Here is a 25,949-nt window from a genome sequence, read left to right as displayed (position 1 = left end):
GATACCGTGCGGCAGAGCGTCTGCGAGGGCTTATGACCGCACTTTCGCCGGAGCTCCGGTTGTGGGACCCCCCGGTCACCTACCGGATCGGCGTCGCGATGGGTGTGCACGCGAACCCCTACTCGGGTGAGCTGCTGCGCTCCATCAGGGCGGCCGCGGCGCAGGCGGGGTGCGACGTCGTGCTGGCCGACACCGAAGACAGCGTCAGCGAAGAAGCCGCGGTGGTCCGCGCGCTGCGCGCGGACCTCGTCGACGGCGTCCTGCTGGTTCCCTCGGCCGGCGACGAAGCGGTGATCAACGGCCTGGTGCGGATGGGCGTGCCGACCGTGCTGGTCGACCGGGTCGCCGCCCGCAACGACGTCGACCAGGTGGGCACGGAGAACGTGCACGCGGTGGCGTCGCTGGTGAAGCACCTGACCGAGCGGCGGCACCGCAAGATCGGCCTGATCTCGGGCGACGAGGGCCTGGACACCAGCCGCGAGCGCGTCCGCGGCTACCGGTTGGGCCTGGAGCAGGCGGGGCTGCGCTTCAACCGCGAACTGGTGGAGTGCGGGTTGTCGACTTCCGGCGGCGCCGCCCGGGCGACGGCCAAGCTCCTGGACGGCTGGCCCTCCCCGACGGCCCTGGTCGTGGCGGACGAATCGATGCTGGTGGGCGTCCAGTACGAGGCTCACCGCCGGGGAATCCGGATCGGCTCGGAGCTGGCCGTGGTGGGCTACGGCGACATGGACTGGGCCCGGCGGGTGAGCCCGGCGGTGACGACCCTGGCCCAGCCGGTGGGCGACCTCGGGCGCCGGGCGCTGCAGCTGCTGCTGACGCGGATGGCGGACCCGGACCGGCCCCCGGAATCGGTGCACCTGACGCCGAAGTTCCTGCACGGCGCCTCCTGCGGCTGCTGAGCGACCGAGGACGATGCCGGTCACTGGCCGGTTCCGGACGTCGTGGAGTGACGGTCTGTCGAGATGCGTCACATAGGGTGCTGTTGTTGTTAATCTCGGCGCGCTCCCGGCCGCGGGAGGGAAAACAGAGGGGTCGCATGAGCGATGGGTACATGAGTGGAAGCGTTTACTCGGCTTCCCTTTCGGCGGCGCTCAACGATTACTGGCAGGCACTCGAACGCCGGTGGATCAGGGACGCCGGCCAGACCCTGCGCGGCGGGACGAGCCAGATCAACGCGGCCCCGGAGCCGGCCCGGTGGCAGGTCCCGGTCGAGTCGCGAGGCCACCTCACCACCTGCCCGTTCGTCACGTGGGCGGTCAACGACAGCACCCCGGCCAACCGGCCGTCCGCCGCCTGCGACGGGTGGAGCGTGCCGGACGCGACCTACGTCGAATGCCGGGCAGCCGACGTCTTCGCACAGGTCGGGGACTGGGCGTGGGCGAAACGGGAACAGCTGGCCGCCGCGATCCCGGATCTCGCGGGCGGCCCGGAACTCTCGTCCCTCGAGGACGCGCGGGAGAACCTCGTGTCCGTCGAAGGAAAGATGAAGCCGGACGACTCCCTCGACGGCAACGCGCTGCCCGGCGTGGTCAACCTGCTCTCCGGCGAAGACAAGGGCAACAACTGGATCTGGCTGGAGGGGTGGACGGGAATCGCGGCGGAAAACCTCAAGACCGGCTTTCTCGCCTCGATCGGCCCCACCATGAAGAACCAGAACATCCTCGTGAAGTGGCTGGCCAACTGCTATTCCCTCCGCGCCACGACGATCCACGCCACGCGGAACAACACCCTGCTCCTCCTCGCCCGGGCCGCCGGTGAACTCTTCGAGGCCGCCGCGCCGTCGACGGACACCTCGAAGGAGCGGCTGGCGGTGGACGCCGTCAGCCGGGCGTGGAGCATCACCAGCACCGTCATCGAAGCGATCGGGAACGAGGCACCGAGCGGCGTCGGGACGACGCTGGCCCTCGTCGACTTCGCGATGAACCTCCGCGAGGGGAAAACGAACGAAGACCTTCGCTTCCCGTTGTTGAGCGACTTCTTCACCCACCTGGACACCGCCGTCCGCGCTCTCCACACCGACCTGGACCACGCCGAGGCGGACTACCGGAAAGCCATCACGGCCATCGAGCACCAGGTCGCCGGCGTGGACCACGCCTGGCTGGAGCTCTACGACTTCGCGCACGCCCCGAAGCCCGGCGCCGCCGCGCCCCGCGGGTACACCGCGGACGTCGTGTCGATCCTCGACCTCGCGCAGCGGTGCTACGACGCCGCCGAGATCTACTCCGGCCTGCTGAGCAGCGTCGCTGCCGCCTCCTACGCCGACGGCCAGCTGGTGGGCCGCGGCGTCGTCCCCACCTCGGCGGACACCGCCCTGATCGCCCTGCGGAACAACGTCGAGTCGTTCTTCCAGAAGACGACCGAGCGGTACCTCACGGCCGCCGACCGGATCAAGAAAGCCGCCGAGAAGTACGCCGAGAGCGACGAGAAGCAGAAGAGCCTGTTCGACTGGGTGATGACCAAGTGGCAGAACAGCCAGGAGGGCGAGTACGGCCAGCGCGGCAAGATCGACCTCGACCCGCGCAAGGAGGGCGTCCAGAACTGACCCGGCCGCTCAGAGCGTCGCCGCGGCCTCCAGGAGCATCCAGCCACCGACCTGCACCGACATGTCCCGCTCCGGGGCGTCCGCCGGCAGGGGCCGTCCCGGCGCCGGGCGGTCCCAGAACGCGCTGAACAGGGGCCCGTCGGGGGTTTCCGAAGCCCCGGACCAGCAGGCATCCGCCGACGTCAGCACCAGCGAGCGGGCCGTCGCCGCTTCCGGACCGGGCAGGGCGTGGGCCGCCAGGGCCAGGTAGCGGGCCAGGATCGCCGCGAACAACCCGCCGTCGCCGCCGCCTTGGCCGCGGAGCACCCCGCCGGGGGCGAGGTGCTCCGACACCGCCCGGACCGTCCGCGCCGCATTGTCCATTTCGGACAACTCCAGGCAGGCGCCGAGGTAGACCCCTTGGCAGTACGTGTAAATGTGCTTCACCAGCTCGCCGGTGTCCGCGCGGATCCCGTCCCACACGAGCCCGGTCGCCGGATCGACCAAGGTGTCCGACAGCCAGTCCGTCATCGCGCGTGCCCGGGTGAGGTTTCCCGAGCGCGCGTGGAAGATCGCCGCCGGGCCGTTGGCGGGGGCGTTCTTGAAGTCGTCGCCCCGGCGCCACCAGATGCCACCGCCCGCCGCGGCGGTCCAGCCGGACAGCAGCTGCGTGTCGATCGCCGCCAGCGCCGGGCCGACGTCGATACCCAGCGCGGAAACCCGTTGCAGCGCAAGGCCGAGCCACGCGATGTCGTCGTAGTAGTCGTTCGTCCAGCGGCCGAAGTTGCGCAGCCGCACCGAACGGACGAAGGACCGGATCATTGCCAGCCGCGCCGGTGTGGGCGCGCGCAGCTGAGCGTCCACGAGCGTGTCCAGCAGGTGCGCCTGCCACCAGTAGTTCCAGTGCCAGTGCACCCGCTGACCCGCCGACGCCGGCCAGCCGCTGCGGCCCAGCACCGTGGCCGGCAGCGCCCAGACGCGGCGCAGGTGCCGCGCGGTCACCGCGCGTTCGGCAGCCGAGACGTCCATGGCGCAATCCTGCCTTGCCCCTCGACATACCGCTCGGTATGTTGAAGGACCCGACGGCCTGCGAGGTGCCCATGACCACAGCACACGTCACCTGCCCGCTGTGCGAAGCAACCTGCGGCCTCGAGGTGACCCTCGACGAGAACCAGCAGGTCACGCGCGTGCAAGGCGACGATAAGGACGTCTTCTCGAAGGGCTACATCTGCCCGAAGGGCGCGTCGCTCGGGGCGCTGCACCACGACCCCGACCGGCTGACCGCGCCGCTGCTCAAGCGCGACGGCGAGTTCGTCGAGGTCAGCTGGCAGGAGGCCTACGACGAGATCGACCGCCGCCTCCCGCCGATCCTGGAGCAGCACGGCCGGGACGCCGTCGCGGTGTACGCGGGCAACCCCGGCGTGCACAACATCGCGCTGACGCTCTACGGCCGCGTGCTCTACAAAGCCCTGGGCACCAAGAACTTCTACAGCGCGACCTCGGTCGACCAGCTGCCGAAGCACTTCTCCGCCGGCACCATGTTCGGCGACCCGCTCGCCATCCCCGTGCCCGACCTCGACCGGACGCGGCACCTGCTCGTCCTCGGCGCCAACCCGCTCGTCTCCAACGGCAGCCTGATGACCGCGCCGGACATCCGCGGGCGGCTGCGCGGGATCCGCGACCGCGGCGGCAAGATCGTCGTCGTCGACCCGCGCCGCACGCGCACCGCGCAGTTCGCCGACGAGCACCACGCCATCCGGCCCGGCACCGACGCACTGCTGCTGTTCGCGCTGGTCAACGTGCTGTTCGCCGAAGACCGGGTGCAGCTCAAGCGGCTCGAAGCGCACCTCAACGGCCTCGACGACGTCCGCGAACTCGCGCAGCCGTTCACGCCGGAGGCTGTCGCGGCCCGCACCGGCATCGACGCCGCCGAGATCCGCCGGCTGGCGCTCGAGCTGGCCGACGCCGAAAACGCCGTGGTCTACGGCCGGATCGGCACCACGACGCAGGCGTTCGGCACGGTCGCGAGCTGGCTGGTCGACGTCCTCAACGTGCTCACCGGCAACCTCGACGAGCCGGGCGGCGCCATGTTCCCGCTGGCCGCGTGCCAGCCGACCGGAAACCGCCGGCCGTTCGCCGTCGGACGCTGGCGCAGCCGCGTGCGCGGGTACCCCGAGGTCGTCGGCGAACTGCCGGTCGCGACGCTCGCCGACGAGATCGAAACCCCGGGCGACGGCCAGGTCCGCGCGCTGATCACCGTCAGCGGCAACCCGTGCCTGAGCACGCCGAACTCCGGCCGCCTGAGCGAAGCCCTGAAGAAGCTCGACTTCATGATCTCCGTCGACGTCTACCTCAACGAGACGTCACGCCAGGCCGACGTCATCCTCCCCGGCCCGTCACCGCTCGAGCGCCCGCACTTCGACCTGGCCTTCTACCAGCTCTCGGTCCGCAACGTCGCCAACTGGACGCCGGCGACGCTGCCGTCGGAACTGCCGCAGGAGTGGGAGACCATGCTGCGGCTCACCGGCATCGTCACCGGTCAGGGCCCCGAGGCGGACGTCGCCGCGCTCGACGACTTCGTCGCCGCCGAAACCGCGCGCCGGAACAAGCTGGACGTCACCGGGGAGCGCACCGGGCCCGCGCGGCTGGTCGACCTGCTGCTGCGGGCCGGGCCTTACGACGTCACGCTGGCCGACCTCGAAGCCGCGCCGCACGGGATGGACTTCGGGCCGCTGAAGCCGCGGATCCCCGAGGTGCTGTGCACGGCGTCCGGGCGGATCGAGCTCGCGCCCGAGCCGGTCGTCGCCGACGTCCCGCGCCTGCGCGAGGAACTGGCGAAGCCCGGCGACGACGGCCTCGTGCTGATCGGACGGCGGCACCTGAGCTCGAACAACTCGTGGATGCACAACCTGAAGCCGCTGGTCCGCGGCGGCAACCGGTGCACGGTGCAGGTGCACCCCACCGACGCGGCACGGCTCGGCCTCACCGACGGCGGGCTCGCGTCGGTGACGTCCCGCGCCGGGAAGCTCGAGGTGCCGGTGGAGGTGACCGACGAGGTCCGGCCGGGCGTGATCAGCATCCCGCACGGCTGGGGCCACGACGTCGACGGTTCGCGGACGCGGGTGGCGCGCGCGAACCCCGGCGTCAACTCCAACCTGGTCGCCGACGAGACGCTGCTGGACGTTCCGTCCGGAACGTCCGTCCTGAACGGCATCCCGGTCGAGGTCGCCCCCGTCTGACGCTTGACACGGCCCGGGCGGGAGCGCATTCTCGGCCGCAGATGTTGACGTAAACATCGATCATCGGCGGCCCCGCCTCGAACATCGGAGTTCGAATGAAGCGCTCCCGCACCCGGATCTGGTTACGCACCGCGATGATTGCGGTACTCAGCGCACCTCTGCTCGCGATTCCCCACGACGCCTCGGCCGTCACCAACGCCTTCCGCGGCGTCAACTGGGCGGACAGCCGCGACAACTACGTGGACGGGTGGGTCATCCCGACCGGCCTGACCGCCGGGGACAGCTACAGCACCGTCCGCACCAAGGCGGACGGCATCATCACCGGCTTCCAGCAGCAGCTGGGCGCCAACACGCTGCGGCTGCCGATCAACCCGCAGAGCGTCAACTCCGACTGGTGGGCGCGGTACAAGGGCGCCGCCGACTCGGCACTGGCCCACGGCATGAAGGTCATCTTCGGGTACTGGGAAGCGAACAAGGACGGCTTCGTCGACGACGTCACCGCGTGGAACACCATGTGGGACAAGGTCACCGGCGACTACGGCGGCAACGGCAACGTCTACTTCGAACCGATGAACGAGCCGTTCGGCTACAGCCTGAACGCCTGGGTGTCGCTGTGCTCGACCTGGCTGTCGCGCCACTCGGGCATCCCCCGCGGCCGCGTCCTGATCAGCGGCACCGGCTACAACGACAACGTCACCGGCGTCGGTGCGGCGAGCGCGTTGACCGGAACGCTGCTGTCGCTGCACTTCTACGGCTTCTGGGCGTCGGACACCACCCGCTCGGCGTGGACGGCGAACCTCAGCAACCGGCTCGGTTCCTACTCCGCCCGCACGATCATCGACGAGGCGGGCGCCCCGATGACGACCGGGCTGGACTACTCCGCCGGCCACCAGGACGGCAACAACTTCACCGCCTACTTCGCCGCGACCACCGACCTGGCGCGGTCCCGGCAGATGGGTGTCGTCTACTGGCCCGGCCTGCGTTCGGGTGACACGTACTCGATCACGCGGCAGAGCGGCAGCGGCCTGGCGGTCAACAACGCGTCGGGTGTGGCGCAGCTGCGGTGGGGCTGGGGTCTGTGACTACCAGGCTGTGGTCAGGTCGGCGTGCTGCCGGATCCAGGCGTGCATGACGATCCCGGCCGCGACGCCCGCGTTGATCGAGCGGGTCGTGCCGAACTGGGCGATCGACACCACCAGTGACGCCGCGTCCTGCGCCTGCGGGGAGAGTCCCGGGCCTTCCTGACCGAACAGCAGGACGCACGCACGCGGGATCTCGGCCGTCTCCACCGGCTGGGATCCCGGCGTGTTGTCCACCGCGACGACGGCCAGGCCTCGCTCGGCGGCGAACTCCACCAGGCCGGAGACGTCGTCGTGGTGGCGGAGGTGCTGGTAGCGGTCGGTCACCATGGCGCCGCGCCGGTTCCAGCGGCGGCGGCCGACGATGTGCACCTCGGCCGCGGCGAACGCGTTGGCCGTGCGGACCACCGTGCCGATGTTGTGGTCGTGCTGGAAGTTCTCGATCGCGACGTGGAACGGGTGGCGACGGGCGTCCACATCGGACACGATCGCCTCGCGGCGCCAGTAGCGGTAGGCGTCGACGACGTTGCGGCGGTCGCCGTCCCGCAGCAGCTCCGGGTCGTACCGCTCGTCCGACGGCCACTCACCCGGCCACGGGCCGACGCCGACCTCTTCGCGGCTGACCCACTCGGTGGGTCCGGCGTCGGGGGAGGTGCTCACCCGACGATTGTCGCCTAGCCGAGGTGGACGGGGTGCACGTGGGCGTCCTCGGCGTGGTCGCGCTGGCGCCAGCGGTGGTACACGCCGATGTAGGAGTAAACGACCACCGCGATCGCGCCGATGCCGATCGCCGGCAACCAGGACTGCGGGAACACCGTGCCGTACAGGTAGTAGGCGTTGAACCCGCCGGGCAGGTCACCGAGCCCCTGCTGGTGGCGGAAGTAGTTCTCCAGCGCGGTGAACGGGCACGGCACCGGGGCCACGTTGACCAGGATGCCCCAGGCCACCGCGAACATGTGGATGAAGATCAGCTTCGGCCAGCGCCACGCGATGAAGCCCCCGAAACCGATGAGGAGCAGGGCCACCATGTGCACCGCGACAGTCACGTCGGCCAGGAACTTCGCCATCACACGCCCCCTTCACCGAACCCCCTACCAGCGACTTTACTCCGCTGATCGGCTTCGTCCGCCCTCAAGAGTGCCCCGCTGTGTGATGTTTAACCCAGCGGAGCAACTCCTTCACCTTGGCGGTGACGGGGGCGTCACGCCCGGTGGGAATTCCGGTGGGCGCTTCGCCGGGTACTTCGTCGGCTCCTCGTGCGGGTACTGGTCCGGGGCGCCGTCCGGTTTCGTCCGGTTCGGGTCACGCGGGCGGTGGGGCTCCGGCGGCTCGCCGGGCTTCGACGGCTCGTCCATGCTTCGACCGTACGCCCGGCTCACCGGGCGCGGACCCCGGATTTCGCCGTCAGCCGAAATTCCAGGCGGACCGGCAGGCCGTCGACCTCGAGCGCCTGCCGCAGCCGCGGCAGCGCGTGCTCGGTGATCCGCCGCCGGACGGCGGTGGCGTCGGCGTCCCGGTCGGTGGTGACGACCAGCGACAACTCCGGCGCCTCCCGCGGCCCCGACAGCCAGGCCGACGCGGCCCGGACGCCTTCGTAGCCCTCGACGTCGGCCGCGACCGGCCCGGCGGCGGTCGCCGAGTCCAGGGTGAGGGCGCCCACCGGGTCGTCGGTCCGCCAGGCGACGGCCTTCGGACGCCGGAACACCTGCGCGGCCAGCCAGCGCAGGCACAGCAGCCCGAGCAGGACGGCGACCGCGATCGCGCCCCAGAACACCCACGTCGGCGGCGGCGCGTCGCCGGGGACCAGCGGCGACGCGGGGTCGACGACGTGGAGCCGGCCGAAGTGCGTCGCCAGCGCGAAGCCGCCCCCAGCGAGGAGAACCAGGCCGAGGAGGGCGAGCAGGGTGCGGTTGAGCGTGGCGGGGCGGTTCATCGGGTCCCTCCTCGGACACGGACGCGGACCTTCGGCGACTGCGCCAGGCCGACCCGGTCGAGCCGCTGTTCGACGGCGGCCCGGACCGCGTCGGCGAGCCCGTCCGTGTTCGTGCGGTTCGTCCTGACCCGGACCTTCGCCGTGCGGCGGCCGAGCTTGAGCCGGGCCGCCGCGACGCCGTCGACGTGCGCGGCCGTGGCCCGCAGCGACGTCCGCAGGCCGTGGCGCGTGGTACCGGCGTCGAAGCCCGGCTCGGTCGCCAGCGCCAGCACCACCGGACGGCCCCGGAGCACGGCCGCCGCCAGCAGCACGAGCCCCGCCAGAACCGCTGCCCCGCCCCCGACGAGCACGGGCAGTTCGTTCCACGAGGTGTCGTGCACGCGGGCGGCGACCGCGTCGTAGGACAGCACCGGCCGCTCGCCGAGCAGGCGCTGCCCGAGCGCCGTCACGACGAGCGCGCAGGCCGCGAGCAGGACGAGGGCGGTGAGCACGGCGGGCACGCTCCGCCTCGGCCGCCTCATCGGACCCGCCGGTGCGGGTGCTCCGGCCGGGGCAGCGCGATGGTGATGTCCACGCGGTTCGCGCTCAGTCCGGTCAGTTCCGCGGTCCGGTGGAGCAGGTGCGCCCGGACCCGTTCGGCGGTGGCCGCGATCGGCGCCGGGTAGGCCACCGGCAGCCGAATGTCCAAAGTGGTCGTATCACCGTCCACAGTGGCCTCGGCGGTGACCTCCCCGGCGACGCCGTCGACCTCGCGGGCGGCGCGCGCGGCGATCCGCCGCACCGCCCGTGGTGCCACGGTGGTCACTCCGCGTTCCACGGTCACCTCCGATCGCGCGCGGCGCCGACGAGGGCGGACAGGTCGAGCTTGCCGTCGAGCCAGCGGCCGGCCAGCAGGCCGATCCCGCCGAGCACGAGCACGGCGACGAAGGCGCCGAACCCGCCGAAGCCGGCGGCGAAACCCAGTGCCAGGCCGTAGAGCAGGCCGATCAGGGTGGCGTTCACGGTCACTGCACCCGGTCGCTGGTCGCGGCTTCGTCGTCGTCACCGGGGATGTGGACGTCGTTGACGTTGATGTTCACCTCGACGACCTCCAGCCCGGTCATCTGCTCGATGGCGGTGATCACGTTGCGGCGCACCGCCCGCGCGAGATCCGCGATGGCGACGCCGTACTCGACGAGGATCTGCAGATCAACGGCGGCCTGCTTCTCACCGACCTCGACGGAGACACCTTGGCCGACACTGGCGGAGGCCCCGGGGATGCGATCGCGGATGGCGCTCAGCGCACGGGTGGCCCCGCCACCGAGCCCGTACACGCCACTGACCTCCCGCGCGGCGAGACCGGCGATCTTCTGCACAACGGTGTCGGCGATGGTGGTGCTGCCCTGCTTGGTGACAAGCGCGGTTTCGGCCGTGGTGGCCACGTTCTTCTCAGCCGTCGCGGTCATGGGGTTCCTCCCTGGATGTCCTGCGGTGCAAGGCTTTTTGCCTTGTTCGTAGGTAGGACACGGAGGGCGGGAGGCCGTCACTGTGACGTGGGTCTCGCCCGCGGGATCAGGGGAACGCGGCGCCGTCGAGGTCGGTGACCACCAGGCGCAGGCGGGCGTTCTCCCACTCCGTGCCCGCCAGTGCCGGCCGCACCGCTTCGGCCGCCCGCTCCAGCAATGGCGGGATCGGCAAGCGCGTGGCGATCAGGCGGACCTGGACCACCTCCGGGGTCAGGTCCACCGCCATGCCTTCCCAGTCCACCGGCAACCACGACGTCTCCGGGGAGACCGGGGTCGCCGGGCGGAGGCCGTCCACCGCTTCGAGGGCGCCGACGATCTTCTCGACGGCTTCGCCGGCGGTCACCGGGGCGCCGGCTCGATGTCGATGACGGACACCGAGACCTCGTCGACGACCAGGCCGGTCTGCTCGGCCACGAACCGGGTCACCGAGCGCTGGACCGCGCGGCCCACCGCTCCGGCCTGGTCGGCCGCCGCCGTGACGAGGTCGATCTCGACCGTCACCCGGCCGTCCGCCGCGCGGACCCGGACGCCGTCCGCCGGGGCCGGGTCGAGGCCCTTCCAGCGCTGGCGGGCCGCGCGCGTCCACGCCGTCACCAGGCCGCGCAGGCCCGGCTCGAGCCGCACCACGCCGGGCGTCGTGATCGCCGCCCGCGCCGCCACACTGGCGATCACCGGGTCGGCGACGACGTAGTCCACGCTCATTCCCCTGGCTCCCCGTACACGTCGTCCACCAGCAGGTCGAGCTTCACCAGCGTCAGGCCCACCCGGGCCGCGGCCGCCGCGGTCACCCGCTCCCGCACCTTCGCCAACGCTTCACCACCCGTCGCGTTCCGCAAACTCACCGCGAGGGTGAGTTCGACTTCGACGACGCCTTCGCCGTCGGCGTGCACCCGGCAGCGTCGCGCCCGGACGCCGTCGACCGTGTCCGCCGCGTACCGCAGCACCGCCGCGACCGCCTGCTCGCTGATCTCGACGTACCCCGGTTCGGGGGTCGGTAGCCGCACCATCGAGCCGCGCCGCACCTCCGCCCGGACGGCCGACATGATCCGGCCGAACAGGTCCGGCGACGGCGCGTCCTCCTCGGCCACCAGTTCCGAGGTGGCTTCACGCAGCGCGAGCAGGCTCTCGCGCGCCGCGCGGCAGTGCGGGCAGGTCAGTTCGTGCTCGTCGGCCAGCCCGGCGCCGACCGCGTCGAGCCGCTCCCACACCTGCTCGACGTCGCGTTCGCAGGGGAGCTCGTAGTCCGTCATCGCCATGGCTTCATCACCTCCGCCAGCTGGGCCCTGGCGCGCGCGATCCGGCCGCGGACGGCGGTCGCGTTCACGCCGACGATTTCGCCGATCTCCTCGTAGGACCGGCCGTGCACCTCGCGCAGCAGCCAGCACGCCTTCTGCTCGGGAGTCAGCTGCGCCAGCGCCGCGTTCAACGCGGCGAGCTGGCTGCTCACCTGCACGGCCCGCTCCGGCTGCAGATCGGCCCGCGGCGACTCGGCGGTGTCCAGATCGACGTCGGCCTGGGGCCGCCGCGCGCGGATGGCGTTGAGGCAGCGGTTCGTCGTGGCCCGGTAGAGCCAGCCGACGAAGGCGGCGTCCTCGCCGAGCTGCCCGAGCTTGCGCCAGGCGTTGAGGAACACCTCCTGCACGACGTCTTCGGCGTCGCCGCGGTGGGCGAGCATCTTGACGGCGAGCCGGAACATCGGCCCCTGGTAGCGCAGCACGAGCTGCTCGTACGCCCGGACATCCCCGTCCCGCGCGCGGCCGACGAGCGTCACGTCGTCGAGCGGCGTAGTCGTCGTCACGGCACCTCCTCGGGAGGAGGACACCGGCGGGCGGGAAACGTCACGCACTGATTGTGGGTGACGGTGGTCACCGCGGCCAATCAGTCGAGGCCGAGGTCGTCCTTGCCCAGGATGTAGCGGTACTCCAGGCCTTCCTTCTCGATGGCCTCGCGCGCCCCGGTGTCGCGGTCGACCACCGTGACCACGCCGATGACCTCCGCGCCCGCTTCACGCAGGGCCGCCACCGCCGTGAGGACGCTGCCGCCCGTCGTCGAGGTGTCCTCGACCGCCAGGACGCGCTGGCCGCGGACCTCCATGCCCTCGATGCGGCGCTGCATGCCGTGTTCCTTGGTCGACTTCCGGACCACGAACGCGTCCAGCACGACGCCGTCGGAAGCCGCGGAGTGCAGCATCGCCAGCGCGACCGGGTCGGCGCCGAGCGTCAGGCCGCCGGCCGCCACGTAGTCCCAGTCCGCCGTCAGCTGGCGCAGCAGCTTGCCGATCAGCGGCGCGGCCGCGTGGTGCAACGTCGCCCGCCGGAGGTCGATGTAGTAGTCGGCTTCCTTGCCGGACGCCAGGGTCACTTTTCCGTGCACCACGGAAAGATCGGTGACCAGCCTGGCCAGTTCGAGTTTCGCCGCTTGATCCAAACCGGGGTTCGCCACGGCCGAGAGTCTTACACACGGCCGGTCTCACTCACCGATGGATGTGGCGTCGACCGCACGCCCGCGCGTCGCGGCCCAGGCCGGGACGAGGATCGCGACCAGCGAGAGGACCACGGCGATCGCGAGCACCACCAGGTAGACGGCGAGCGGACCCGACGGCAGCAGCGAACCGGTCACCACCAGGCAGAACGGCACGATCGCGCCCGCCGCGGTCGCCGTGCCGAGCAGTACGGCGATGGCCGCGATCAGCCCGCCCTCGACGCCGGCCATCCGCAGCACCTGGCCGCGGGTGAACCCGCTCAGCCGCTGCAGCCCGAACTCCCGGCGCCGCTTGGCGGTGGCCATCACCAGCGTGTTCACCACGGAAATCACCGTGTACGCGATGATCATCCCGACGAGCAGGTAGTTGACCCACGCGCCGACCTCGTTGCCCTTCGCGTGCGCCGCGATCAGCGTCTCGCGATCACCGACGAACACCGGCAACCCCGCTGTCGCCTCGCGAAGCCGCGAAGTCAGCGTCGCCGTGTCGACGCCGTCGGCCGCGCGCACCAGCAGCTGCGGTGCGAGCCCGGCCGTCGTGTGCGGCGCGAGCAGCCCGGCAGGCAGCACGAGCTTCTCGAACCCAGCGCGCTGCTTCACGACGGCGGCCACCCGCACGTCCACTGGTGAGCCGTCGCCGAGCCGCAGCGACAGCGTGTCGCCGACGTGGCGGCCGAGCGTGTCCGGCACCTCGACGGCGTTCCCGGTCAGCTCGCTGACGCCCAGCGCGGGCCACCCGTCGTCGTTCTGGCCGGAGTCGAACGGCTTCTCGATGAACACCGTGCTCGTGACGTACTCCGAGGCGCTCGCCACCCCCGGGGTCGCGCGCACCCGCCCCAGCACCGACGGGTCGAGCCCGCTCGGCGCGCCGACGACCGCGTCCGCGCGCAAGTCCTCGGTGTACGCCTGGTTCGAGACGGCTTCCTGGGTGGTCTGCAGGTAGATGTTGGCGGTCGCGATGCCGACCGCGAGCATGATCGGGGTCACCGCGCCGGCCGTCCGCACCGCGCCGACGCGCGTGTTGAGCAGCGCGACCCGCCCGGTGACGCCGCTGACGGCCTGGACCGGCCAGCGCAGCAGCATCGCCATCACCTTGGTGACGCCCGGGCTGATCGCCGCGAGGCCGAACGCCCACAGCATCACCGCCGGGCCGGCCGTGCTGGCCGCGACCGGGCCGGTCATCACGGCGACCGTGACGATGGCCAGCGCGGTCCCGCCCGCGAAGCACAGGATCGCGGTGATCAGCCGGATCGGCGTCAGCCAGCGCCGCTCGACGGCCGCCTCGGCGAGCGCCTCGGTCGGGCGGACGCGGGAAGCCCGCCGTCCCGCCATGAACGAAGCGGCGACGACGGCCAGCAGTGACGCGCCCGCGGCGACCGTCGCCGGCAGCCAGCCCTGCTCGAACCGCAGGACGTCGGGCACGACGTGGTTGGCCGCGAGCTGGTCGAACAGCCAGTTCCCGAGCACCGGGCCGAGCACGACCGCGACGGCGACCGCGAGCAGCCCGACGACGAGCGCCTCGCCGAGCACCATCCGCCGCAGCTGCCGCGGGGTCGTGCCGATCGCGCGCAGCAGCGCGAGTTCGCGCTGGCGCTGCTGGGTCGACAGCGTGAGCGTGCCCGCGACGACGAACACCATGACCATCGCCGACAGGCCGCCGGACACCGCGGCCAGCACGATCAGGTCTTCGCCGCTCTTGCCCACCTCGGGGAACTCGAGGACGCCCCGGTCGGCACCGGTCGTCACGACCCCGGCGTCCCCGACGGCCGCCGACACCGAGGCGACGTCGCCGCCGAAGACGCCGATGGTATCGAAGCGGCCCGGGTGCCCCGACAGCCGCGAAGCGTCCGGAGGCGCGAAGAACAGCGCGGAGTCCCGCATCGCCTGCGGAGCTTCGGCGATGCCCGAGATGCGGAACGAACCGATGCTGCCGTGCGCGGCGACCGGCAGCGTCCCGCCGACCACGAGACCCGCGGAGCGTGCCAACGCGCCGTCGACGACGACCTCGCCCGGCTTCGGCTCGGCGCCGGTGAGCGCGTACGGCGTCAGCACGGCCGAGTCCCACGCGTGCCCGAAGGCGCTCGCGGCGCCGATCTGGGCCGGGAAGCTGATCTCGCCGACCACGCCCGTGACCCCCGGGACCGCGCGCAGGCGGTCGGCCAGCGCCGCGTCGAGCCGGACGCGCTCGGGCAGGGTCGCGTTCTCGAACTTGTGCTTGTCCTCGGCGTCGAGGGTCGCCGGGTCGTCCTTCGGCAGCTCGAGCGTCTGCTGCCCGCCGACGACGATCGGCGCCGCGGCCAGCCGCTGCACCGGCGTCTCGGACCGGATGCCGGTCTCCATCAGGCCACCGCACGCCGAGACGATCAGCGCGCCGAAGAACACGGCGACGAACGTCGCCAGGAAGCCGCCCTTGCGGAGGCGAAGGGTGCGAAGTGCCAGGGAGAACATCAGGCCCGCACCGCCAGCCGGTCCCAGGCACCCAGGTGGGTCATCCGCTCGGCGACGGCTTCCGCGGTCGGCCGGGCCAGCCGGCCGGCGATGCGGCCGTCGGCCAGGAACACGACGTCGTCGGCGTAGGACGCGGCGACCGGGTCGTGCGTCACCATGATCACCGTCTGGCCCGACGACCGGACGGAGTCGCGCAGCAGACCGAGCACCTCGGCGGCGGTGCGGGTGTCGAGCGCGCCGGTCGGCTCGTCGGCGAACAGCACGGCGGGGTCGGTGACCAGGGCCCGCGCGATCGCGACGCGCTGCTGCTGCCCGCCCGACAGCTGCCCGGGCAGGTGCTTGCGGCGCCCGTCGAGCCCGACGTGCGCGAGGATCCGCGAGACGAGCCGCTTGTCCGGGCGCTTCCCGGCCAGCTGCAGCGGCAGCACGACGTTCTGCTCGACCGTCAGCGCCGGGAGCAGGTTGAACGCCTGGAACACGAACCCGACGCGGTCGCGCCGCAGCTTCGTCAGGAACGTCTCGTTCTTGCCGTCGAGGTCCTGGCCGTCGAGCACGACACGGCCCGACGTCGGCCGGTCGAGCCCGGCCGCGCAGTGCAGGAACGTGCTCTTGCCCGAGCCGGACGGGCCCATCACCGCCGTGAACCCGCCGCGCGGGAACGAGATCGAGACCCCGTCCAGTGCGACCACGCCGCCGTACTCCTTGCGCACGGCCTCGAGCCGAACCGCCTCATTCGTCATGGGGAAAACGCTAGGCAGCCGGCCCGCGATCCACCCTGGTGCGCACGCGCGTCTTGGAGGTGGGGACAGCCCTACTCAGGTGCGGCCCTTGCCGCCGAAGCCGCCGCTGATCCGCCGCAGCACCGCGCGCGGCAGTAGGCCGCCGATGGCGACGACGGCCTTGTACTGCAGGCTCGGCACCGAGATCACCTTGCCCCGGCGCAGGTCCGCGAGCGCTTCGTCAACCACCTGTTCGACACCCAACCAGGCGATTTTCGGGCCGGGTTTGCCGATGCCGGCCCGCTCGTGGAACTCGGTCGCGGTGAAGCCGGGGCAGAGCGCCATCATCCGGACGCCCTTCGGCAGGGACGCGGCGATGCCTTCGGTGAACGAGGTGACCCAGTTCTTGCTGGCCGTGTACGTCGAGCCGCGGCCGCTGAAGAAGCCCGCGACGCTGCTGACCTGGATGATTTCGCCGTGCCCGCGCTCGATCATGCCGGGCAGCACGGCCCGGGTGAGCCGCAGGACCGCGGTGACGTTGACGTCGAGCTGGCGCTGCAGCGCGTCCGGCGGGATCGTCCAGAAGTCGCCGTTCAGCCCGAATCCGGCGTTGTTCACCAGCAGGTCGACCGGCCCGGCGGCGAGCCGCTCCTCGACCGCCGCTCGTCCGTCCACTTCGGACAGGTCGGCGGGGAGCACTTCGACGGCGACGCCGTGGCGTTCCCGCAGCTCGGCGGCGTACGCCTCCAGCCGCGTGGTGTCGCGGGCGACGAGCACCAGGTCGTACTTTTCGGCGGCGAGCCTGCGCGCGAACTGCGCGCCGATGCCCGCGGTGGCTCCGGTGATCACGGCGGTGGTGGTCATGTGGGTGAACATACCCGCTGGTCAAGGGCGGACGTGCGTTCGAACGGGCCGGGAAGTATCGTCCGCCGCATGGGTAAGCACAGCAGGCGCAAGAGCGGCTATCTGCCCAAGGTCGCCGCCGGCGCGGCGCCCGTCGCGCTCCTCTTCGCGGCTCCGGCGACCGCGCTCGCGACCCAGTCCGACCTCACCCTGCCGCTCGACCGGATCGAGCTCCCGGTCGGCCACCACGGCGACGGCACGCTCGACCGGTCCGGCGGTTCCCTCGCCGCGACCCGCCACGACGTCGTCACCCGGCCGCTCGGCGGCGACGGCCGGCTCGTCTCCGACCTCAGGCAGGCCGCGGCGGCGAGCGGCGAACGCCTGGGCGCGGCGGAGAGCGCCTACCACGGCGTCTGGCTGGGCCACGGCGTCGACGTGCTCAGCGAGAACGCCGAGCAGGTCGACACCGGGCTGCGCGGCACGTTCACCGGCGACCTCGAAGGGGCGCTTTCGGTCCGCCGGACGTCCGGGCAGGCCGTCGACCTCGGCCGCCTGGGCGCCGTCGGCACGACGTCCGAGCACCACGCGAGCGGCCAGCTCTCCGGCGTCCTGGACGTGGGTCAGCACCACGAACTGGGTGGTCAGCTGGGCCCGGCCGCGGGCCTGGTGAAGACGACCCAGTCCCTCCGCCCGGCGGGACCGGCGGGCTCGATCAGCGGCGACCTCGGCGCCGACCGCGTCGTCCACGTCCAGGGCGACGCGACGACGTCGGTGCGCGGCACGCTCGACCCGCACGGATCAGTGACGGCGAGCGCGCTCGACCGGCCGGTGCTCGGCCTCTAGTCCTGCGGCGCCGGCGGGTCCGCGGGCGGCTGCTGGACCGGCGTCCCGGCCGCCGGGGTGCCCGGCGCGGAGGACGGGATCGGCGCGCTCGCCTGGTGGCGGCCCGCGTCGTAGTCCTCGTCGAACGGGTCGACGATGTCCGCGATCTCGCCCAGATCCCGGAGCAGCCGCTCGAGCCGCGACGGCCCGGCGGTCGGGACGACGCTGGCGAGCACCCACTCGTTCTCCAGCCACGCCACGCCGACGTCGCCGCCGAGCTGGTCCGCGGCGTCGACGAGCTCCTGGGTGATCACGACGCGGGCGCCGTCGGCGTCGTCCGCGAAGGCGTAGCGCGAGCCGATCGGGCCGAGCATCTCCGGCATGTCGGCGCGCTGGAACGGCACGCTGGACAGCCACATCTCGATGGGGATCCGGTGCTTCTTGTTGCAGCGCACGGCGACGACCACCGCGGGGATCTGCCCCTCCGACTCGATGTCGAAGATGAACACCGGGCGGCGGCCGTCGGAGGTGAAGGTCGAGCCCGCGACGACGTTGACGGCGGCGTCCGCGCCGAAGTAGCCGATGGCGCCGTTCGACCACTGCTGCGGCAGCCGTTCGTCCTCCTCGACGAACTGCCAGCCGCGCAACTGCGCCCAGCGCATGCGCTCGCGGTTGCGCGAGCCCTCCTTCGCCCGGTCGGCGGCGAGCAGCCCCAGCCCCGCCACCAGGGCGACGGCCGCGATGACGAACCAGATCCACGCCGGAATACCCACGACGGCCAGGGTATCGCCTGCTACGCCGGAGAGATGATCGCCGGTACCCGTGTCGCCGAGCCCGTTCGGACCATTTTTGCCGGGAAACGTCGACAAATCGGCACGAGAAGCCACTGTGGACGGCCGCCGGACGCCGTGAAGGCCACCCCGCGTGAGGTGGCCTTCACGGATTGACGACTCAGACCTTGGTGACGGTCAGCGCGTCGCCCGCTTCCATGTCCGGGATGTCGACGCGCACGGTGTCGCCGTCCCGGACCTCGCCGGACAGCAGCTCCTTCGCCAGCTTGTCGCCGATCGCCGACTGGACCAGCCGCCGCAGCGGACGGGCGCCGTAGATCGGGTCGAAGCCGTTCAGCGCGAGCCACTCACGGGCACCGTCGGTGACGTCGAGGTGCAGCCGCCGCTGGGCCAGCCGCTTCGCGAGCCGGGCCACCTGGATGTCCACAATGGACGTCAGCTGCTCGGTGCCGAGCGAGTGGAACACGACGATGTCGTCGAGCCGGTTGAGGAACTCCGGCTTGAACTGCCGCTGCACCACCGACAGCACCGCGTCCCGCCGCTGCCGCTCGTCGAGCGAAGGGTCGGCGATGGCCTGCGAGCCGAGGTTCGAGGTCAGGATCAGGATGGTGTTCCGGAAGTCCACCGTCCGGCCCTGGCCGTCGGTCAGCCGCCCGTCGTCGAGGACCTGCAGCAGCACGTCGAAGACGTCCGGGTGAGCCTTCTCGACCTCGTCCAGCAGCACCACCGAGTACGGCCGCCGCCGGACGGCCTCGGTCAGCTGCCCGCCCTGGTCGTAGCCGACGTAGCCCGGCGGGGCACCGACCAGGCGCGCCACCGAGTGCTTCTCGGCGTACTCGCTCATGTCGATGCGCTGCATCGCGCGCTCGTCGTCGAACAGGAACTCGGCCAGCGCCTTGGCCAGCTCGGTCTTGCCGACGCCGGTCGGGCCGAGGAACAGGAACGAGCCGGTCGGGCGGTCGGGGTCGGCGACGCCGGCCCGGCTGCGGCGCACCGCGTCCGCGACGACCTGCACGGCCTCCTGCTGCCCGATGACGCGCCGGGTCAGCTCCTCCTCCATCCGGAGCAGCTTGCCGGTCTCGCCTTCCAGCAGCCGTCCCGCCGGGATGCCGGTCCACGCGCTGACCACGTCCGCGACGTCGTCCGCGCCGACCTCTTCCTTGAGCATGACGTTCTGCTGGCTGGCCTCGTTCGCCGCGGTGGCCGCTTCGAACTCCTTCTCCAGCGCGGGGATCCGGCCGTAGCGCAGCTCGGCGGCCTTGCCGAGGTCGCCGTCGCGCTCGGCGCGCTCGGACTCGCCGCGCAGCTGCTCGAGCTGCTCCTTGAGCTCGCGGACGCGCTCGATGGAGCCCTTCTCGTTCTGCCAGCGCGCGGTGAGCGCGGTCAGCGTCTCGCGCTTCTCGGCCAGCTCGGCGCGCAGCGCGTTCAGGCGTTCCTTCGAGGCGGCGTCGCTCTCCTTGGCGAGCGCCATCTCCTCGATCTCCAGGCGGCGCACGGCGCGCTCGACCTCGTCGATCTCCACCGGCCGCGAGTCGATCTCCATGCGCAGCTTCGAAGCGGCCTCGTCGACCAGGTCGATCGCCTTGTCCGGCAGGAAGCGCGCGGTGATGTAGCGGTCGGACAGCGTGGCGGCGGCGACCAGGGCGGCGTCCGTGATCCGGACACCGTGGTGCACCTCGTAGCGCTCCTTCAGCCCGCGCAGGATCGCGATGGTGTCCTCCGGCGACGGCTCGCCGACGAGCACCTGCTGGAACCGCCGCTCCAGGGCGGCGTCCTTCTCGATGTGCTGGCGGTACTCGTCGAGGGTGGTCGCGCCGACCATCCGCAGCTCGCCGCGGGCGAGCATCGGCTTGATCATGTTGCCCGCGTCCATCGCGCCCTCGCCGGTCGCGCCGGCGCCGACGATGGTGTGCAGCTCGTCGATGAAGGTGATGACCTCGCCCGCGGAGTCGGTGATCTCCTTGAGCACGGCCTTCAGCCGCTCTTCGAACTCGCCGCGGAACTTCGCGCCGGCCACCATCGACCCGAGGTCGAGGGCGACGACGCGCTTGCCGCGCAGCGACTCCGGCACGTCCCCGGCGACGATCCGCTGGGCCAGGCCCTCGACGATGGCCGTCTTGCCGACGCCCGGCTCGCCGATCAGGACCGGGTTGTTCTTCGTGCGCCGCGACAGCACCTGCACGACGCGGCGGATCTCGGCGTCCCGGCCGATGACCGGGTCGAGCTCGCCGGCGCGGGCGCGCTCGGTGAGGTCGACGCCGTACTTCTCGAGCGCCTTGAAGGTGCTCTCCGGGTCGGCGCTGGTGATCCGGGCGGAGCCGCGGACCTTGGCGAACGCCTCGCGCAGCGCGTCCGGCGTGGCGCCGTGGCGCTTGAGCAGGTCGGCGACCTGGCCGCCTTCGGTGGCGAGGCCGACGAGCAGGTGCTCGGTCGAGACGTACTCGTCGCCCAGCTCGGTGGCGAGCTTCTGGGCGTGCGTCAGCGACTTGACGGCGAAGGTGTCGAACTGCGGGCTCGACACCGTCGCGCCGGTCGCGGACGGCAGCGCCGCGATGAGCGGCTCCAGCTCCTTGTGCACCACCCCCGGGTCGGCCCCGACCGCGGTCAGCAGCGGCGCGGTGAGCCCCTCACCCTGCGCCAGCAGGGCGCCCAGCAGGTGGGCCGCCGCGACGTGCGGGTTGCCCGCCATCGTGGCCGCCTGCGCCGCGGACGAGATCGCCTGCTGGGTCTTCGTGGTCGGGTTGAAAGCGTCCATCCCTCACCTCATGCTCGGTACATCGAAAGTCCAGGTGACAGGCCTGACCGAGACCTGACACTATCCTTAACGCACGAAAACTTGAGTCTGTTCCGCTCAACTCTGCCCGGGGGCGACGGCGCTCGCCGGCAACCGCGGGCCCAGCGTGCCGAGCCCGGCCACGGCGAGACCGGCGCACGTCCCGACCAGCACCCAGGGTAACCAGTCGGCCACCGCGAACAACGTGACCACGGCGGGCGCGATCACCTGCGCCACGGTGAACGCGTACTGGTACGCAGCGAGATAACGCCCACGGGCGACCGGAGGTGCCGCGGCCTCGGCCAGCGCCCCGGACCGCGGGCCGAAGACCAGGTCACCGGCGGCGAACACCAGCGTGGACGCCAGCAGGTAGGCCACCACCCAGCCGTCGGGGACGAGCAGCACGCCGAGGCTGACCAGGCACCACGCGGCGAACAGGGCCGAGCCGGCCCGCATCGCGGCGATCCGGGTCAGCCGCGCGGTGAGCCGCAGCGCGAGCGTGCCGCCGATGCTGGTCAGCACGGTCAGCAGGGCGAGGATCGCGCCCGGCAGCCAGGCCGGACCGTGCAGCCGGTTGAGCACGAACACCGGCGTGCCGATGAGGAAGAAGTCGAGCGAGAGGCCGAAGAGGCCGCTGAAGAGGATCAACGCGAGGTAGGGCCGGTTGCGCAGCACCCGGACGGTCCGTTCGCCGTCGTGCCGGTGCGGCCGCGCGAGGTGGACGAAGAAGGCGAGGATCGACGCGGCCACGAAGAACGACACCGCGTCCACGACGAGCGCGATGCGGTACCCGGTGGTGCCGAGCCAGGTGAGCAGCGCGCCCGCCGTGAGACCGCCGAGGCCGAAGCAGCCGGCCCGCACCATCCCCACTTCGGCGAACGGCCGATCCTTCGGGACGTCGCCCGCGACGTCGGCGATGAGCACGAACAGGGAGCTGTAGAACAACTGCTGGCCGGTGGCGAGCAGGACCGCCGCGACCACCACGAGGCCCGCGCTGTCGGCGAGGAGGTAGGCGCCCGCACCGGCGGCCTGGAGCAGCTGGGCCCCGATCACCACGGCGCGTGGCCCGATGCGGTCGACGAGCCGGCCGGCCAGCGGCGGCACGACGAGACCGCCGACGGTACCGAGGGTGACGGCGGTGCCGGCCATGGCCAGCGGCACGCCAACCACCTGGGTCACGTAGACCAGCGCCAACGGGAGGAACAGACCTGAGCCGAAGTTGTCGATCCCCAGCGCGCACAGCAGTGCGACCCGGCTACGCGTCACCTGCCGACGTTAACCCTGCTGAACACCGGGAAGTCAGGCCCGAAAGGAGACAATCCTCCGGGCACGAAGCCACTTGCGGTGGGCCCCGTTCACTTGTTCGTGTCAGCGAGGCACGCGGCGCTGCCGAGGGCGCGGCGGAGGTCGGCGTTCATCTCGGCGAGCCGCCCGGTGAGGTCGGTGACGCGCTCGTCGTCCCAGCCGCCGAGCGCCTTCTCCATGAACTCGAGGTAGTTGGCGCGCCAGCGGGCGAGCTCGGTGCGGCCCTTTTCGGACACGCTCACCAGGGACGCCCGGCCGTCCTCGGGGGCGGGACGGCGGTCGACCAGGCCCGCGGCGGAGAGCTGGGTGATCTGCCTGCTCACGACCGACAGGTCGACGAACCGGCGCTTCGCCAGCTCCGAGGGCCGGGCTTCGCCGTTCTTCGCCAGGTCCGACAGCAGCATCGCGGCCGCCGGGTGCAGCCCCGGGTCGCTCTGCCAGGCCTGCATGAGCCAGGCGTGCTGGAGCTGGGAAGCCGACTTCAGCTCGCGCATGAGCTCGACCCGGACGTCGTCGTCGGTGTCGTCGAAGCCCATCGGAACCTCCCTTAGTTGTGCAATACAAGTTTATTGCCGGACGCTTGCTCGGGGCAACCATCGGCCCGGTGAGGTCGCCCACGCCCTGGCCGGGGGCAATACACCCGGTCGGAGCAACAATGCGGGCAAAAGGCCGCCCGGCGGCTACCCTGCGGACGGGCCGTGCGAACGGCACGTTCGAGTGACGCGGAGTGACAAGGTGGATGCGGTGGCGATGGACCCAGGAGGCGGCTGTGCGCGGAAACGCCGTCCCCGCACCCTGGCCGGCGGTGCGTGATCGGGTGCCGCCGCTCAACCGTCCCCGAACCGTGAACGCCGGCCCATGACAGCCGACTCGGTCAGCCCGCTCCCCAGGTCCTCGGCCCCGCGCGAAGCTCCCGCCGCCGTGACCGCGATGGTCCGGCTCATCCGGGACAGCTGGGCCAAGTCCGAGCCGTACATCGCGGACATCTCGCAGTTCTTCTACGGGATGCTCTTCACCCTCGCCCCGACCACGCGCGACTTCTTCCCGATCAACATGGAGATCCAGCGCGGCCGGCTGGTGCGCGCGCTGGTGCACATCGTGCAGATGGTCGACCGGCCCGACGACCTCGCGCCGTTCCTGCGCCAGCTGGGCCGCGACCACCGCAAGTTCGGCGTGGTGCCCCGGCACTACGAAGCCGTCGGCACCGCGCTGCTGGCGTCGCTGAAGAACCACCTCGGCCCGGAGTGGACGCCCGAGGTCGAGCGCGCGTGGGCCGAGGCGTTCACGATCGCCGCGCGGGCCATGCAGGACGCCGCCGCGGCCGACACGAACCCGCCGTCGTGGCAGGCCACCGTGGTCGAGCACCGGCGGCTGACCTGGGACCTCGCCCTGGTGCGGCTGGTGCCCGACCAGCCGGTGCCCTACCACCCCGGCCAGTACGTGAGCGTCGAAGTACCGCAGCGGCCGCGGCTGTGGCGCTACCTTTCGCCGGCGAACGCACCGCGCGAAGACGGCGGCATCGAGTTCCACGTCCGCGCGATCGACGGCGGCTGGGTCTCCCGCGCCATCGTCAGCCACACCCAGCCCGGCGACGTCTGGCGGCTCGGTCCGCCACTCGGCCGGATGACGGTCGACCGGGAGTCGTCACGCGGCGTGCTGATGGTCGCCGGCGGCACCGGCGTCGCGCCGCTGCGGTCGATCCTCGACCACCTCGCGCTGTGGGGCGAGAACCCCAAGGTGCGCCTCTTCTACGGCGGCCCCTCGCGGGAAGACCTCTACGACCTCGAGGAACTGCGCGCGCTCGCGTCCGTCAACCCCTGGCTGACCATCACGCCGGTGGTGGAGCGCGGCGGCGACGTCCCCGGGTTCGAGCAGGGCACGCTGGCCGAAGCCGTCACGCGGTACGGCTCCTGGCCCGGCCACGACATCCTCGTGTCCGGCTCACCGGCGATGATCCGCGCGACGGTGTCGCGGATGCTGGTCGCGGGCAGCGCGCTGGACCAGATCCAGTACGACCCGTTCACGATCGACTAGTTCCGGCGAAAAGCCGGAAACGCAATCCGCCTGTCCGGTGACTGATTTCCCGAAACCGGCGTATTGATCGTTTTTACGCAGGGCCAGGTCGGGTTGACCCGGCGTGGCGAAATTGCTCCGTTCGAGCGGGAACGCGCGGAATCACGCGCATCTGCACGGGAATGCGCCTACAGTCGGGCCCTCGGGGGCGGCACCGCACAGCGACGCCGCATGCACGGCGTGAAAGCCTTTGCACGACTGGAGAATACCGTTCCCGATGAATGCTGAATCCGTGAAGATCTCCGCAATGCCCGCGACCGTTCCCGTTTCGGCCGTGGAAGGTCGCGAGACGGCCCGGCTGATTCGTGAAAGTTTTGCCGCGATCGAGCCGAAAGCCGACGAACTGGCGCAGTACTTCTACGGCGCGTTGTTCGTGGTCGCCCCCGATTGCCGCGACCTGTTCCCGGTCACGATGTCGACCCAGCGGAGCAGGCTGCTGCGCGCGCTCGTGTACGTCGTGCAAATGGTGGACCGGCCCGACGAGCTGGTCACCTTCCTCGGGCAACTGGGCCGCGACCACCGCAAGTTCGCCGTCGTCGCGCGGCACTACGACGCCGTCGGCGTCGCGCTGATCGCGGCGTTGAAACGATTCCTCAAGGAGAAGTGGACGCACGAAGTCGAATCCGCGTGGACCGCGGCGTACGGGCTCATCGCCAAGACCATGCGCGAGGCCGCCCAGGCGGAGACCGGGCCTGCGGCGTGGGCGGCGACGGTTCTCGAGCACCGCAAGCTCGCCCGCGACGTCGCCCTGGTGCGGGTCCGCACCGACGGCCTCCTGCCGTACCGCGCGGGCGGGTACGTCAGCGTCGAAGTGCCGCAGCGCCCCCGGTTCTGGCGGTACCTCTCGCCGGCGAACGCGCCCAGCGGCGACGGCCTGCTCACCTTCCACGTGCGCGCGGTGCCCGGCGGCTGGGTCAGCGGCAGCATCGTCCACCACACCAGGCCGGGTGACGTCTGGCGCATCGGGCCGTCGATGGGGGTGTTGAACGTGCGCCCGACCACCACGAAACGGCGCCTGCTCATGATCGGCGGCGGCACCGGGATCACGCCGCTGCTGGCCATCCTCGACGACCTTTCGCGCTGGAAGCGGAACCCACCGGTGCACCTGTTCTTCGGGGGCCGAAGACCGGACGACCTCTACGCGCTGGACGACCTGCGCCGGCTGGCCGCGACGTCCAAGTGGCTGACGGTCACCCCGGTCACCGAGGAGGGCGCGCTGGCCGGCGGCGACCGCGGCACGCTCGCCCACGCGGTGACCCAGCGCGGCGCGTGGCAGAACCACGACGTCCTCGTTTCCGGGTCGCCGCCGATGATCCAGGCGACCATCGCGAAGCTGCTGGCGAGCGGGATCGAACTGGAACGGATTTCCTACGACCCGTTCACGCTGGACTGAGGTTTTGCCTGAAACGGCTCTCAG

The 25,949-nt window shown here is 71.7% G+C and carries 27 protein-coding genes; 7 read left to right on the top strand and 20 right to left on the bottom strand.

Annotation, left to right across the window (positions count from 1 at the left end; translation table 11 throughout):
• Positions 1-32 precede the first annotated feature (32 nt).
• Positions 33-899: a LacI family DNA-binding transcriptional regulator gene (locus ACH54P_RS30585; protein WP_489906785.1), complete on the top strand. Its 867-nt coding sequence runs from the start codon at positions 33-35 to the stop codon at positions 897-899.
• Between the two features lie 152 nt (positions 900-1,051).
• On the top strand, positions 1,052-2,542 hold the full coding sequence (locus tag ACH54P_RS30580) for a hypothetical protein (RefSeq protein ID WP_489906784.1): 1,491 nt from the start codon (positions 1,052-1,054) through the stop codon (positions 2,540-2,542).
• 9 nt (positions 2,543-2,551) lie between these two features.
• On the opposite strand, the gene ACH54P_RS30575 is transcribed toward ACH54P_RS30580, so the two are convergent.
• On the bottom strand, positions 2,552-3,550 hold the full coding sequence (locus tag ACH54P_RS30575; protein WP_489906783.1) for a glycoside hydrolase family 76 protein: 999 nt from the start codon (positions 3,548-3,550) through the stop codon (positions 2,552-2,554).
• 71 nt (positions 3,551-3,621) lie between these two features.
• On the opposite strand from ACH54P_RS30575, the gene ACH54P_RS30570 reads away from it, so the two are divergent.
• Together ACH54P_RS30570 and ACH54P_RS30565 are read left to right on the top strand one after the other, a co-directional pair.
• Complete coding sequence (locus ACH54P_RS30570) at positions 3,622-5,760, top strand: molybdopterin-dependent oxidoreductase (protein ID WP_489906782.1); 2,139 nt, start codon at positions 3,622-3,624, stop codon at positions 5,758-5,760.
• Between the two features lie 134 nt (positions 5,761-5,894).
• Positions 5,895-6,842: a cellulase family glycosylhydrolase gene (locus tag ACH54P_RS30565; RefSeq protein WP_489906781.1), complete on the top strand. Its 948-nt coding sequence runs from the start codon at positions 5,895-5,897 to the stop codon at positions 6,840-6,842.
• Here the strand turns inward: ACH54P_RS30565 and ACH54P_RS30560 are convergent, their stop codons facing one another.
• From ACH54P_RS30560 to ACH54P_RS30490, 15 genes are all read right to left on the bottom strand, one after another.
• Positions 6,843-7,499, bottom strand: a complete 657-nt coding sequence (locus ACH54P_RS30560) for a TrmH family RNA methyltransferase (protein WP_489906780.1) — start codon at positions 7,497-7,499, stop codon at positions 6,843-6,845.
• 14 nt (positions 7,500-7,513) lie between these two features.
• Complete coding sequence (locus ACH54P_RS30555; RefSeq protein WP_489906779.1) at positions 7,514-7,906, bottom strand: DUF2784 domain-containing protein; 393 nt, start codon at positions 7,904-7,906, stop codon at positions 7,514-7,516.
• A 308-nt stretch (positions 7,907-8,214) separates the two neighbouring features.
• Positions 8,215-8,772 (bottom strand): alkaline shock response membrane anchor protein AmaP, encoded by a 558-nt coding sequence (locus ACH54P_RS30550; RefSeq protein WP_489906778.1) that lies wholly within the window; start codon positions 8,770-8,772, stop codon positions 8,215-8,217.
• Positions 8,769-9,263 carry a DUF6286 domain-containing protein gene (locus ACH54P_RS30545; protein WP_489906777.1) on the bottom strand — a complete coding sequence of 165 codons (495 nt, stop codon included), beginning with the start codon at positions 9,261-9,263 and terminating at the stop codon, positions 8,769-8,771. The genes ACH54P_RS30550 and ACH54P_RS30545 overlap by 4 nt, the downstream gene beginning before the upstream one ends.
• A gap of 26 nt (positions 9,264-9,289) precedes the next feature.
• Positions 9,290-9,577, bottom strand: coding sequence for an Asp23/Gls24 family envelope stress response protein (locus ACH54P_RS30540; RefSeq protein ID WP_489906776.1), 288 nt, complete (start codon positions 9,575-9,577; stop codon positions 9,290-9,292).
• Positions 9,578-9,591: 14 nt separating this feature from the next.
• Positions 9,592-9,774, bottom strand: coding sequence for a hypothetical protein (locus ACH54P_RS30535; RefSeq protein ID WP_395921474.1), 183 nt, complete (start codon positions 9,772-9,774; stop codon positions 9,592-9,594).
• Between the two features lie 2 nt (positions 9,775-9,776).
• Positions 9,777-10,217, bottom strand: a complete 441-nt coding sequence (locus tag ACH54P_RS30530; protein WP_489906775.1) for an Asp23/Gls24 family envelope stress response protein — start codon at positions 10,215-10,217, stop codon at positions 9,777-9,779.
• A 106-nt stretch (positions 10,218-10,323) separates the two neighbouring features.
• Positions 10,324-10,620: a hypothetical protein gene (locus tag ACH54P_RS30525; protein WP_489906774.1), complete on the bottom strand. Its 297-nt coding sequence runs from the start codon at positions 10,618-10,620 to the stop codon at positions 10,324-10,326.
• A complete protein-coding gene (locus ACH54P_RS30520) occupies positions 10,617-10,979 on the bottom strand; it encodes an Asp23/Gls24 family envelope stress response protein (protein WP_489906773.1) in 363 nt (120 codons plus the stop codon). Before ACH54P_RS30520 ends, ACH54P_RS30525 begins: the two co-directional genes overlap by 4 nt.
• Positions 10,976-11,533: an Asp23/Gls24 family envelope stress response protein gene (locus ACH54P_RS30515; RefSeq protein ID WP_489906772.1), complete on the bottom strand. Its 558-nt coding sequence runs from the start codon at positions 11,531-11,533 to the stop codon at positions 10,976-10,978. Before ACH54P_RS30515 ends, ACH54P_RS30520 begins: the two co-directional genes overlap by 4 nt.
• Positions 11,524-12,075 carry an RNA polymerase sigma factor gene (locus tag ACH54P_RS30510; protein WP_489906771.1) on the bottom strand — a complete coding sequence of 184 codons (552 nt, stop codon included), beginning with the start codon at positions 12,073-12,075 and terminating at the stop codon, positions 11,524-11,526. The genes ACH54P_RS30515 and ACH54P_RS30510 overlap by 10 nt, the downstream gene beginning before the upstream one ends.
• Before the next feature lie 80 nt (positions 12,076-12,155).
• Positions 12,156-12,719: an orotate phosphoribosyltransferase gene (pyrE, locus tag ACH54P_RS30505; protein ID WP_489906770.1), complete on the bottom strand. Its 564-nt coding sequence runs from the start codon at positions 12,717-12,719 to the stop codon at positions 12,156-12,158.
• Between the two features lie 27 nt (positions 12,720-12,746).
• Positions 12,747-15,206 carry an ABC transporter permease gene (locus tag ACH54P_RS30500; RefSeq protein WP_489906769.1) on the bottom strand — a complete coding sequence of 820 codons (2,460 nt, stop codon included), beginning with the start codon at positions 15,204-15,206 and terminating at the stop codon, positions 12,747-12,749.
• Positions 15,206-15,946, bottom strand: a complete 741-nt coding sequence (locus ACH54P_RS30495) for an ABC transporter ATP-binding protein (protein WP_489906768.1) — start codon at positions 15,944-15,946, stop codon at positions 15,206-15,208. Before ACH54P_RS30495 ends, ACH54P_RS30500 begins: the two co-directional genes overlap by 1 nt.
• A gap of 75 nt (positions 15,947-16,021) precedes the next feature.
• Entirely contained in the window at positions 16,022-16,789 is a 768-nt protein-coding gene (locus ACH54P_RS30490; RefSeq protein ID WP_489906767.1) for an SDR family NAD(P)-dependent oxidoreductase, read from the bottom strand.
• 69 nt (positions 16,790-16,858) lie between these two features.
• Between ACH54P_RS30490 and ACH54P_RS30485 the strand changes: the two genes are divergently transcribed.
• The gene (locus ACH54P_RS30485; RefSeq protein ID WP_489906766.1) at positions 16,859-17,611 is read left to right on the top strand and encodes a hypothetical protein; all 753 of its coding nucleotides are present in this window, start codon (positions 16,859-16,861) and stop codon (positions 17,609-17,611) included.
• Here the strand turns inward: ACH54P_RS30485 and ACH54P_RS30480 are convergent.
• The 4 genes from ACH54P_RS30480 to ACH54P_RS30465 all read right to left on the bottom strand — a co-directional run bounded on the left by ACH54P_RS30480 (position 17,608) and on the right by ACH54P_RS30465 (position 22,995).
• The gene (locus ACH54P_RS30480; RefSeq protein WP_489906765.1) at positions 17,608-18,363 is read right to left on the bottom strand and encodes a hypothetical protein; all 756 of its coding nucleotides are present in this window, start codon (positions 18,361-18,363) and stop codon (positions 17,608-17,610) included. The two genes, ACH54P_RS30485 and ACH54P_RS30480, sit on opposite strands and share 4 nt — an antisense overlap.
• Before the next feature lie 178 nt (positions 18,364-18,541).
• Positions 18,542-21,136 carry an ATP-dependent chaperone ClpB gene (gene clpB / locus ACH54P_RS30475; protein WP_489906764.1) on the bottom strand — a complete coding sequence of 865 codons (2,595 nt, stop codon included), beginning with the start codon at positions 21,134-21,136 and terminating at the stop codon, positions 18,542-18,544.
• Between the two features lie 96 nt (positions 21,137-21,232).
• Positions 21,233-22,420 carry an MFS transporter gene (locus tag ACH54P_RS30470; RefSeq protein ID WP_489906763.1) on the bottom strand — a complete coding sequence of 396 codons (1,188 nt, stop codon included), beginning with the start codon at positions 22,418-22,420 and terminating at the stop codon, positions 21,233-21,235.
• Between the two features lie 89 nt (positions 22,421-22,509).
• Positions 22,510-22,995 carry a MarR family winged helix-turn-helix transcriptional regulator gene (locus tag ACH54P_RS30465; RefSeq protein ID WP_489906762.1) on the bottom strand — a complete coding sequence of 162 codons (486 nt, stop codon included), beginning with the start codon at positions 22,993-22,995 and terminating at the stop codon, positions 22,510-22,512.
• A gap of 322 nt (positions 22,996-23,317) precedes the next feature.
• On the opposite strand from ACH54P_RS30465, the gene ACH54P_RS30460 reads away from it, so the two are divergent.
• Positions 23,318-24,493: a globin domain-containing protein gene (locus tag ACH54P_RS30460; protein ID WP_489906761.1), complete on the top strand. Its 1,176-nt coding sequence runs from the start codon at positions 23,318-23,320 to the stop codon at positions 24,491-24,493.
• A gap of 286 nt (positions 24,494-24,779) precedes the next feature.
• On the top strand, positions 24,780-25,925 hold the full coding sequence (locus tag ACH54P_RS30455; protein ID WP_489916722.1) for a globin domain-containing protein: 1,146 nt from the start codon (positions 24,780-24,782) through the stop codon (positions 25,923-25,925).
• Positions 25,926-25,949: the final 24 nt, after the last annotated feature.

The sequence above is a fragment of the Amycolatopsis sp. N2S4-7 genome, from assembly GCF_058119595.1.
This window is presented reverse-complemented; position numbering and strand designations above follow the sequence as displayed.

Coding starts and splice junctions, on each gene's coding strand:
- ACH54P_RS30465 (WP_489906762.1), bottom strand. CDS start 22,995: ATGGGCTTCGACGACACCGACGACGACGTCCGGGTCGAGCTCATGCGC.
- ACH54P_RS30575 (WP_489906783.1), bottom strand. CDS start 3,550: ATGGACGTCTCGGCTGCCGAACGCGCGGTGACCGCGCGGCACCTGCGC.
- ACH54P_RS30500 (WP_489906769.1), bottom strand. CDS start 15,206: ATGTTCTCCCTGGCACTTCGCACCCTTCGCCTCCGCAAGGGCGGCTTC.
- ACH54P_RS30585 (WP_489906785.1), top strand. CDS start 33: ATGACCGCACTTTCGCCGGAGCTCCGGTTGTGGGACCCCCCGGTCACC.
- ACH54P_RS30455 (WP_489916722.1), top strand. CDS start 24,780: ATGCCCGCGACCGTTCCCGTTTCGGCCGTGGAAGGTCGCGAGACGGCC.
- ACH54P_RS30460 (WP_489906761.1), top strand. CDS start 23,318: ATGACAGCCGACTCGGTCAGCCCGCTCCCCAGGTCCTCGGCCCCGCGC.
- ACH54P_RS30495 (WP_489906768.1), bottom strand. CDS start 15,946: ATGACGAATGAGGCGGTTCGGCTCGAGGCCGTGCGCAAGGAGTACGGC.
- ACH54P_RS30555 (WP_489906779.1), bottom strand. CDS start 7,906: ATGGCGAAGTTCCTGGCCGACGTGACTGTCGCGGTGCACATGGTGGCC.
- ACH54P_RS30570 (WP_489906782.1), top strand. CDS start 3,622: ATGACCACAGCACACGTCACCTGCCCGCTGTGCGAAGCAACCTGCGGC.
- clpB (WP_489906764.1), bottom strand. CDS start 21,136: ATGGACGCTTTCAACCCGACCACGAAGACCCAGCAGGCGATCTCGTCC.
- ACH54P_RS30580 (WP_489906784.1), top strand. CDS start 1,052: ATGAGTGGAAGCGTTTACTCGGCTTCCCTTTCGGCGGCGCTCAACGAT.
- ACH54P_RS30530 (WP_489906775.1), bottom strand. CDS start 10,217: ATGACCGCGACGGCTGAGAAGAACGTGGCCACCACGGCCGAAACCGCG.
- ACH54P_RS30550 (WP_489906778.1), bottom strand. CDS start 8,772: ATGAACCGCCCCGCCACGCTCAACCGCACCCTGCTCGCCCTCCTCGGC.
- ACH54P_RS30520 (WP_489906773.1), bottom strand. CDS start 10,979: ATGAGCGTGGACTACGTCGTCGCCGACCCGGTGATCGCCAGTGTGGCG.
- ACH54P_RS30490 (WP_489906767.1), bottom strand. CDS start 16,789: ATGACCACCACCGCCGTGATCACCGGAGCCACCGCGGGCATCGGCGCG.
- ACH54P_RS30485 (WP_489906766.1), top strand. CDS start 16,859: ATGGGTAAGCACAGCAGGCGCAAGAGCGGCTATCTGCCCAAGGTCGCC.
- ACH54P_RS30565 (WP_489906781.1), top strand. CDS start 5,895: ATGATTGCGGTACTCAGCGCACCTCTGCTCGCGATTCCCCACGACGCC.
- ACH54P_RS30515 (WP_489906772.1), bottom strand. CDS start 11,533: ATGGCGATGACGGACTACGAGCTCCCCTGCGAACGCGACGTCGAGCAG.